We start from the raw sequence: 8,410 nt of genomic DNA on the forward strand, positions 1-8,410 counted from the left end.
GTCACGTACCCCTCATCCCGACTGCACGAACGCCCTCAACCGGCCGTCCTGGTGCTCGCGGATCTCGGTCCACCCGAGCGACTCGTAGAAGGCTCGCTGGCGGGGCTCGTCGTCGGTGAGGAGCACCTTCTGCCGGCACGACGAGAACGGCTCGAGCGCGGCGTGCACCAGGGAACGACCGACCCCCTCGCGCTGCAGCTCGGGGCGCACCAGGACGTCCTGGAGGTAGGCGATGCTGGCACCGTCGGAGACGACCCGGGCCAGCCCCAGCAGCTCCCCGCCGTAGCGGGCCGTGACGACCCGGGTGGAGCCGGCGACCGCCGCCTCGAGGGTCTCCGGATCGGTGGTGTAGGCGGACCACCCGACGGCGTCGTAGAGCGCCAGCAACTCGTCCCGCCGAGGTCGGTCGTCGTCGCTGATGAGGATCTCGTGGCCAGCCACACCAGGCACTGTAGCCAGGGGTGCCAGCGGGCGCCATCGGCACCGGCACCAGTCCGCCAGGGGTGGACGCCCTCCGGGCCGGCCGGTATGCTTATTTCGCCAGTCGGATTCGAGATTCCATATCGCGGACTTAGGAGCACCATGTCGTCCACCTCACCAGCCCTGGATCTGCCGGACGGGGTCGTCGTCGACGGGCCCCTCCAGCCGGGCTACGAGCAGATCCTCACGCGGCAGGCGCTGGACCTCGTCGCCGCCCTGCACCGCGAGCTCGAGCCCCGCCGGCAGCAGTGCCTCGAGGCGCGGGCCGACGTGGTCCGCCGGGTCGCCGAGGGTGAGGACCTCGACTTCGACCCGGAGACCGCACACGTCCGCGACGACGACTCCTGGCGGGTCGCGGAGCCGGCCCCGGGCCTGGTCGACAGGAGGGTCGAGATGACCGGGCCGACCGACCGCAAGATGACCATCAACGCGATGAACTCCGGTGCCCGTGTCTGGCTCGCCGACCAGGAGGACGCCAACACCCCCCTGTGGGAGAACGTCGTCGAGGGCCAGATCAACCTGCGCGACGCGATCAGCGGGACCATCTCGTTCACCTCGCCCGAGGGCAAGGAGTATGCGTTGGTCACCACGGACCAGCAGGAGCTGCCGACGATCGTCATGCGACCCCGCGGCTGGCACCTGGACGAGAAGCACGTCACCGTCGACGGCGAGCGGGCTGCCGGAGGGCTCGTGGACGTCGCGCTCTACCTGTGCGCCAGTGCCCAGCTGCAGCTGGACGCCGGCAAGGGACCCTACTTCTACCTGCCCAAGATGGAGCACCACCTCGAGGCCAGGCTGTGGAACGACGCCTTCGTCCTCGCGCAGGACGCGCTGGGCATACCCCAGGGCACCATCCGGGCCACCTGCCTCATCGAGACCTACCCGGCCGCGTTCCAGATGGAGGAGATCCTCTACGAGCTCCGCGACCACTCGGCCGGCCTGAACGCCGGCCGCTGGGACTACCTCTTCAGCGTGATCAAGACCTACCGCACCCGTGGACGGGACTTCGTCCTCCCCGACCGTGCCTCGGTGACCATGACCGCGCCGTTCATGCGCGCCTACACCGAGCTGCTGGTCCGGACCTGCCACCGGCGGGGTGCGCACGCCATCGGCGGCATGTCGGCCTTCGTGCCCGCGAAGGACGAGCAGGTGAACGCCGCGGCCTACGACAAGGTGACCACCGACAAGGAGCGCGAGGCCGGCGACGGTTTCGACGGCTCCTGGGTGGCCCACCCCGCGATGGTTCCCACCTGCCGAGAAGTCTTCGACGCGACTCTCGGCGACCGGCCCAACCAGATCGACCGCACCCGCGACGACGTCGACGTCACCGCCGCCGACCTGCTCGCGGTCCGGGACACCCCGGGCGAGGTCACCGAGGCCGGCCTGCGCGCCAACATCGAGGTCGCCGTCCAGTACCTCACCGTGTGGCTGGGCGGACGGGGGGCCGTCGCGATCCACAACCTCATGGAGGACGCCGCCACGGCGGAGATCAGCCGCAGCCAGGTGTGGCAGTGGCTGCACCAGGAGGTCACCCTCGCCGACACCGGGGAGACGGTCACCCGCGAGCTGGTCCAGCGGCTCACCGACGAGGTGCTGGCGGACCTCCCGGGAGACGCCGACGACTACGCCGCGGCGACCGAGCTGTTCCTCCAGGTCGCGGTCGCGGACGAGTTCGCCGACTTCCTCACCGTGCCGGCCTACGAGACCATGCCCTGACGTGGCGCGGGCACGCGGTTAGGGTGCTCAGGAGGCCACTGGAGGACTCACCGAGGAGGCGACGATGACGCGGACGGACCACGGATCGACGACGAGCGCGCTCCTGGAGGACCTGCGCGGGTCGCTCCCCCCGCACACCCTCGTCACCGACCCCTCGGAGCGGGACACCTACGCGTGCGACGGGCTCGCGGCATACCGCGTGCGCCCCGGGCTGGTGGTGCTGGTCGACACGGCGGAGCAGGTCGCCACCACGGTGCAGGCCTGCGCCCGGCACCGCGTGCCCTTCGTCGCGCGTGGCTCGGGCACCGGTCTCTCCGGCGGGGCGCTCCCTCACGCCGACGGCGTGCTCATCGTGACCAGCCGGCTCCGGACGCTGCACGAGGTGCGGGCCGAGGACCAGCGGGCGGTCGTCGACCCCGGCGTCATCAACCTCGAGGTCAGCAAGGCCGCGAACCCGCTCGGCTACTACTTCGCGCCGGACCCGAGCAGCCAGCAGATCTGCTCCATCGGCGGCAACGTGGCCGAGAACTCCGGTGGGGCCCACTGCCTGAAGTACGGCTTCACCGCGGGGCACGTGCTCTCCCTGGACGTCGTGACGCCGGACGGCGAGACGGTCACGCTCGGCACCGAGGCCCCCGACGCACCCGGCTACGACCTGCTCGGCGCCTTCGTCGGCAGCGAGGGCACGCTCGGGGTCGCGACCCGCGCCACCCTGCGCCTGACCCGTCTGCCCGAGGAGGTGCGCACCTGCCTCGCCGGGTTCGCCAGCACGGACGAGGCGGGGGGTGCCACCAGCGCCATCATCGCCGACGGCATCGTCCCCGCCGCCATCGAGATCATGGACGCCCTGGCGATCGAGGCGGCCGAGGAGGCCGTGTCCTGCGGCTATCCCGAGGGCGCCGGTGCCGTGCTCGTGGTGGAGCTGGACGGACCCGCGGTCGAGGTGGCGCAGGAGCTGGAGCGGGTGCAGCGGATCTGCGCCGACCACGGATGCTTCGAGTTCCGGGCCGCCGAGGACGCCGCGGAGCGGGCCGAGATCTGGAAGGGCCGGAAGTCGGCCTTCGCCGCCGTCGGCCGCATCTCGCCCGACTACATCGTGCAGGACGGCGTGGTCCCGCGGACCTCGCTGCCCGAGGTGCTGCGGGAGATGGGTCGGATCTCCCGGGAGCGCGGGGTGCGCGTCGCCAACGTCTTCCACGCGGGCGACGGCAACCTGCACCCGCTCGTCCTCTTCGACGCCTCCGAGGACGGCGCCACCGAGCGCGCGGAGGAGGTCTCCGGCATGATCCTGGACCTGTGCATCGAGCACGGCGGGTCGATCACCGGCGAGCACGGCGTGGGGGCTGACAAGGCGCGTTACATGCCGCGGATGTTCAGCGACGAGGACCTGGACACCATGCAGCTGGTGCGGTGCGCCTTCGACCCGGAGCACCTCGCCAACCCCGGCAAGATCTATCCCACCCCCCGGATGTGCGGCGAGAGACCACGGCTGGTGCACTCGGCGGACGAGGCCGCCGACCCCGGCGCCGGGGCGCTGGTCTTCTGATGTCGGTCGAGGGTGCGCTGTCGGGTGTGTGCGCCGTCCGCCCGGCCGAGGTCCAGGAGGACGTCGACGGGGTCCGCCCCGAGGTCGTCGCCCGCCCGGTCTCGACCCAGGAGACGTCCGCCCTGATGCGCGCCTGCTCCACGCACGGGCTCCGTGTGGTCGTGCGCGGGCACGGCAGCAAGCTCGCGTGGGGCGCACCGCCGGAGCGGGTGGACGTCGTCCTCGAGACCACCGGGATGGATGGGCTGGTGGAGCACTCGCGCGGTGACCTCATCGCCACCGCCGGCGCAGGTATGCCGCTGGCCCGGCTGCAGCAGCAGCTCGGCCCGCACCAGCTGGTGGTCGACGACCTGGCCTCGGGTCGGGGTCGGGACGGCCAGGGGTCCACCCTCGGGGGCGCCATCGCCACGAACCTCTCCGGCGCCCGCCGGTTGTGGGCCGGCCCGTTGCGCGACCTGGTCATCGGGATGCGGGTGGTGCTGGCCGACGGCACGGTGGCCAAGGCCGGCGGCAAGGTGGTCAAGAACGTCGCCGGCTACGACCTCGCGAAGCTGCTCACCGGCTCCTACGGCACCCTGGCCGTCATCACCGAGGCCACCGTCCGGCTGCACCCCGTGCCCGAGGCGACCCGCTGGGTCCGGGCACCGATCCCGCCGTCCGGGCTCGCGCCGGCCCTGCGGCACGTGATCGACAGCCAGCTCGTGCCGCACGCCGTCGAGGTGCACGCGACGCCGGCCGGCGAGGCATCGGTCGGTGTCTGCTTCGGTGGCACCGCCGACGGCACCCGTGCCCGCGCCGACACCCTGGCCGCCGAGCTGCAGGAGTGGGCGGGCGGCACGGTGGAGGTGGAGACCGTGGAGGACGCGGAGACCGACGACCGGCCCGCACCCACGTCACCCCTGACCGACCGACCCACACTCGTGCGCACCACCAGCCGGCTCAGCGGCATACCCGAGCTGGTGGCGGTCGCGACCGGGCACGGCATGACGGTGACCGGATCGGCCGGGGTGGGTGTGCTGCGGGCCACCCTGCCGGAGGACACCGCGGCTCAGGCCGTGGCGGAGGCGGTGCAGGCGCTGCGCGAGACCAGCGCGCGCCTCGGTGGCTCCACCGTGGTCCTGGACGCGCCGCCATCGGTGAAGCCCCGGCTCGACCTCTGGGGGCCGGTGCCGGGGCTGGCGCTGATGCGCCGGGTCAAGGCCGAGTTCGACCCCGGACGCCTGCTGGCTCCGGGCCGCTTCGTGGGAGGACTGTGATGGTTGCCGAACGCCCCACCCAGCTGGGGATGCCACGCGTGCGGGGAGACCGCTCGGAGGTGCTGGCCGAGCCGGCCTTCGACGCGGTGCGCCCGCCGAGCCCGGACCTGCTGGACGACTGCGTCCACTGTGGCTTCTGCCTCACCACCTGCCCGACCTACCAGCTCTGGGGCGAGGAGATGGACAGCCCCCGGGGTCGGATCGACCTGATCAGGGCGGCCAGCGAGGGCGCCCCGCTCACGGCGGCCACGGTCGGTCACCTGGATGCCTGCCTGGGGTGCATGGCCTGCGTGACCAGCTGTCCCTCCGGGGTGCAGTACGACCGGATCCTGGAGACCACCCGCGCCCAGGTGGAGCGACGGGTGACCCGGCCGCGTCGGGACCGGGCGCTGCGGTCGTTGATCTTCTCGCTGTTCCCCTACCCGGCACGCCTCCGGGTGCTGCGCGGGCCGCTGCGCGCGGCCCAGCGCACCGGGGTCCTCGGCCTGGTCGGACGCTCGGGCCTGGTGGGACGGGTCAGCCCCGAGCTCGAGGTGATGCAGTCCCTCGCACCGCCCCTGGGGCCGAGGGTCGAGGTGCCGGAGCGCACACCGGCGCTGGGCACCCGGCGGGCGGTCGTCGGCATGCTCACCGGCTGCGTCCAGCGGGAGTTCTTCGGGGACGTCAACGCCGCCACCGCGCGGGTGCTCGCCGCTGAGGGCTGCGAGGTCGTCGCGCCCACCCGCCAGGGCTGCTGCGGCGCCCTGTCGGTGCACACCGGGCGGGAGGAGGAGGGCATGGCCTTCGCCCGCCGGCTCATCGACACCTTCGAGGAGGCCGGCGTCGAGACCGTGGTCGTCAACTCGGCCGGGTGCGGGTCGACGATGAAGGAGTACGTCCACCTGCTGGCGGACGACCCCGCGTATGCCGACCGCGCCCGCGCGTTCAGCGAGCGGGTGCGCGACCTGGCCGAGTTCCTCGTGGAGCTGGGCCCGACGGCACCACGGCACCGGCTCGGGACGGCGGAGCAGGAGGTGAGCGTCGCCTACCACGACGCGTGCCACCTGCGGCACGCCCAGGGGGTGGTGAGCGCACCGCGCGAGCTGCTGCGGGGCATACCCGACCTGCGGCTGGTGGAGATCCCGGACGGCGAGATCTGCTGCGGATCGGCGGGGGTCTACAACATCCTCAACCCGGAGCCGGCCACCGAGCTCGGCGACCGCAAGGCCGCCTCGATCCTGCGCACCGGCGCCGACCTGCTCGTCACGGCCAACCCGGGCTGTCTCATGCAGATCAGCCAGGCGCTGGAGCGGGCCGGCCGGAGGGTTCCCTTCGTGCACACGGCGGTGCTCCTCGACGCCTCGATCCGGGGCGTACCGCTGCCGTCCGGCGGCTGAGCACGCACCGGCTCAGGCCCGGGTGGGCACCTCGGAGCGGGACCGGCGTCGGGCCCACACGGCCAGCCCGACGAGCAGCGCGACGAGCGCCACCAGCTGCAGCAGGCCGAGGTTGAGCCCGATGCCGTAGATCCACAGGTAGCTCACCGTCCCGGCGGCGAGGCAGTAGTAGGCGGTGACGAGCGCCGTCTTGCGGATGAGGTCGCCCTCGCGACCGAGCAGGCCCACCGTGGCCGACGCGGCGACGATGTTGTGGATCGCGACCGGGTTGCCGCCGGCGCCGCCGACGGCCTGCGCCGCCACAACGCTCTCCGGGGCGACGCCGATCTCCTGGCCGGTGGCGAACTGGAAGAGGGAGAAGGTCAGGTTGCTCACCGTGTTGGACCCGGCCACGAAGGCACCCAGGGCCCCGATCCAGGGCGCCACGAGCGGCCAGTTGGACCCGGCCACCGCGGCCGCGCCCTCCGCCAGGGTCACTGGCATCGACGCCAGCCCGGAGTCGGTGAACTCGGCACCGGAGCGGATCAGCAACCGCACCAGGGGCACGGCGAAGAGCAGGGCCACACCGGTGCCGAGGATCTGTTTGCCGGCCACGGCCCAGGTCGAGCGGATCTGCTCGCCGCTCATCCGGTGCAGGCCGTAGGTGATCAGGCAGGTGAGGATGAAGACGGTGCCGGGGCTGTAGAGCCACTGCCAGGTGGTGGAGATCCCGGTGCCGAGCAGGTTCTCGAAGGGAAGCGTCACCGCCGGGTTCTCCGAGCGCAGCGCCGTCGTCAGCGGCTCGATCAGCCGGGTGGCGAGCAGCAGCACCGCGATGAGGAGGTAGGGCGACCAGGCGCGCAGCAGACCCATCCGGCGGGTGTCGAGGTCACCCAGGTGGTCGGTGTCGACGGTGCCCATCCAGCGCTCCTGCCAGCTCGAGCGCGGTCCGAAGTCGAAGGTGTCCCTGGGCATGAGGAAGCCGCGCGAGGAGGTGAACATCACCAGCGCCAGGCCGGCCAGCCCGCCGAGCAGTGCGGGGAACTCCGGTCCGGCGAACCGGGCGACCAGGACGTAGGGGACGGTCATCGCCAGCGAGGCGTAGAGCGCGAACGGCCACACCCGCAGCCCCTCGGCGAAGCTGCGCCGCTCGCCGAAGAACCCGGTGAGGAAGACCGCGATGGCCAACGGGATCAGCAGCCCCGCGACGGCGTGGATCGCCGCCGCCTGGAAGCCGATCTCGGCGACCAGCCCGTCGTAGCCCAGACCCAGCTCGGCGGCGCGCTCCTCGACGCCCGGGCCGCCCTGCAGCCCGGTCCCCACACCCACGATGATCGGCGTCCCGACGGCGCCGAACGAGACGGGTGTCGACTGGATGATGAGCCCGACCATCACGGCGGCCATCGCGGGGAACCCGAGGGCGAGCAGCAGCGGCGCGACGACGGCCGCCGGGGTCCCGAACCCCGAGGCGCCCTCGAGGAAGGACCCGAAGAGCCAGCCGATGATGATGGCCTGCACCCGGCGGTCCGGAGAGATGGCGGTGAAGCCGGACCGGATCGTGGCCATGGCTCCGCTGGCGATCACCGTGGCGAGCAGCAGCAGGGCGCCGAAGACGATGTAGAGGAGGGTCACCGCGATGATGAGCCCCTCCAGGGTGGCCGCGACCACCGCGGTGGGACGCATCTGCCAGACGAACATCGCGATGACGACCGTCACCACGTAGCCCACCGGCATGGCGTACTTCGCGGGCCAGCGCAGGCCCGCGAGCAGCACCCCCACGACCACGATCGGCGAGATCGCCAACAGGCTGAGCACGGCCAAGTTGTCCACGTCGACACCTTTCCGAGAGGCTCGAGCTCCCCGGTCCGAAGAGGCTCCTCACAGGCGAACTGTATCCCCGGCAGCCAGGGCTGTCCCCTGTTGCGGCTCCTCGGCGCGCCGCGCCCGGCCGGTAGGGTCGGCGTCAGTGTCAGGGTGAGGCTTGCTGCCTTCGGCGGCTGGTTGGATCCTGAGCACCTGGTGTCTGGCTCATAGGGTCGTTGTCGCCCCTTCGGGGT

At 72.4% G+C, this 8,410-nt stretch carries 6 protein-coding genes; 4 read left to right on the forward strand and 2 right to left on the reverse strand.

Annotation, left to right across the window (positions count from 1 at the left end; all coding sequences use genetic code 11):
* Window positions 1-12 precede the first annotated feature (12 nt).
* Window positions 13-441: a GNAT family N-acetyltransferase gene (locus tag FXF60_RS16210; RefSeq protein WP_151527019.1), complete on the reverse strand. Its 429-nt coding sequence runs from the start codon at window positions 439-441 to the stop codon at window positions 13-15.
* A gap of 141 nt (window positions 442-582) precedes the next feature.
* Between FXF60_RS16210 and aceB the strand changes: the two genes are divergently transcribed.
* The 4 genes from aceB (at window position 583) to FXF60_RS16230 (ending at window position 6,374) form a co-directional block, all read left to right on the forward strand.
* Complete coding sequence (aceB, locus tag FXF60_RS16215; protein ID WP_151527020.1) at window positions 583-2,196, forward strand: malate synthase A; 1,614 nt, start codon at window positions 583-585, stop codon at window positions 2,194-2,196.
* A 64-nt stretch (window positions 2,197-2,260) separates the two neighbouring features.
* A complete protein-coding gene (locus FXF60_RS16220) occupies window positions 2,261-3,742 on the forward strand; it encodes an FAD-binding oxidoreductase (protein ID WP_151527021.1) in 1,482 nt (493 codons plus the stop codon).
* Window positions 3,742-4,998 carry an FAD-binding oxidoreductase gene (locus FXF60_RS16225; protein WP_151527022.1) on the forward strand — a complete coding sequence of 419 codons (1,257 nt, stop codon included), beginning with the start codon at window positions 3,742-3,744 and terminating at the stop codon, window positions 4,996-4,998. Before FXF60_RS16220 ends, FXF60_RS16225 begins: the two co-directional genes overlap by 1 nt.
* Window positions 4,998-6,374: a (Fe-S)-binding protein gene (locus FXF60_RS16230; RefSeq protein WP_238335895.1), complete on the forward strand. Its 1,377-nt coding sequence runs from the start codon at window positions 4,998-5,000 to the stop codon at window positions 6,372-6,374. Before FXF60_RS16225 ends, FXF60_RS16230 begins: the two co-directional genes overlap by 1 nt.
* Window positions 6,375-6,386: 12 nt before the next feature.
* Here the strand turns inward: FXF60_RS16230 and FXF60_RS16235 are convergent, their stop codons facing one another.
* The gene (locus tag FXF60_RS16235) at window positions 6,387-8,183 is read right to left on the reverse strand and encodes an L-lactate permease (RefSeq protein WP_151527023.1); all 1,797 of its coding nucleotides are present in this window, start codon (window positions 8,181-8,183) and stop codon (window positions 6,387-6,389) included.
* Window positions 8,184-8,410: the final 227 nt, after the last annotated feature.

The organism is Serinicoccus kebangsaanensis, assembly GCF_008919445.1.
Classification (GTDB): domain Bacteria; phylum Actinomycetota; class Actinomycetes; order Actinomycetales; family Dermatophilaceae; genus Ornithinicoccus; species Ornithinicoccus kebangsaanensis.

What these genes read in the sequence shown, in the direction of transcription:
- aceB (WP_151527020.1), top strand. Translation starts at nt 583, where the DNA reads ATGTCGTCCACCTCACCAGCCCTGGATCTGCCGGACGGGGTCGTCGTC.
- FXF60_RS16220 (WP_151527021.1), top strand. Translation starts at nt 2,261, where the DNA reads ATGACGCGGACGGACCACGGATCGACGACGAGCGCGCTCCTGGAGGAC.
- FXF60_RS16230 (WP_238335895.1), top strand. Translation starts at nt 4,998, where the DNA reads ATGGTTGCCGAACGCCCCACCCAGCTGGGGATGCCACGCGTGCGGGGA.
- FXF60_RS16225 (WP_151527022.1), top strand. Translation starts at nt 3,742, where the DNA reads ATGTCGGTCGAGGGTGCGCTGTCGGGTGTGTGCGCCGTCCGCCCGGCC.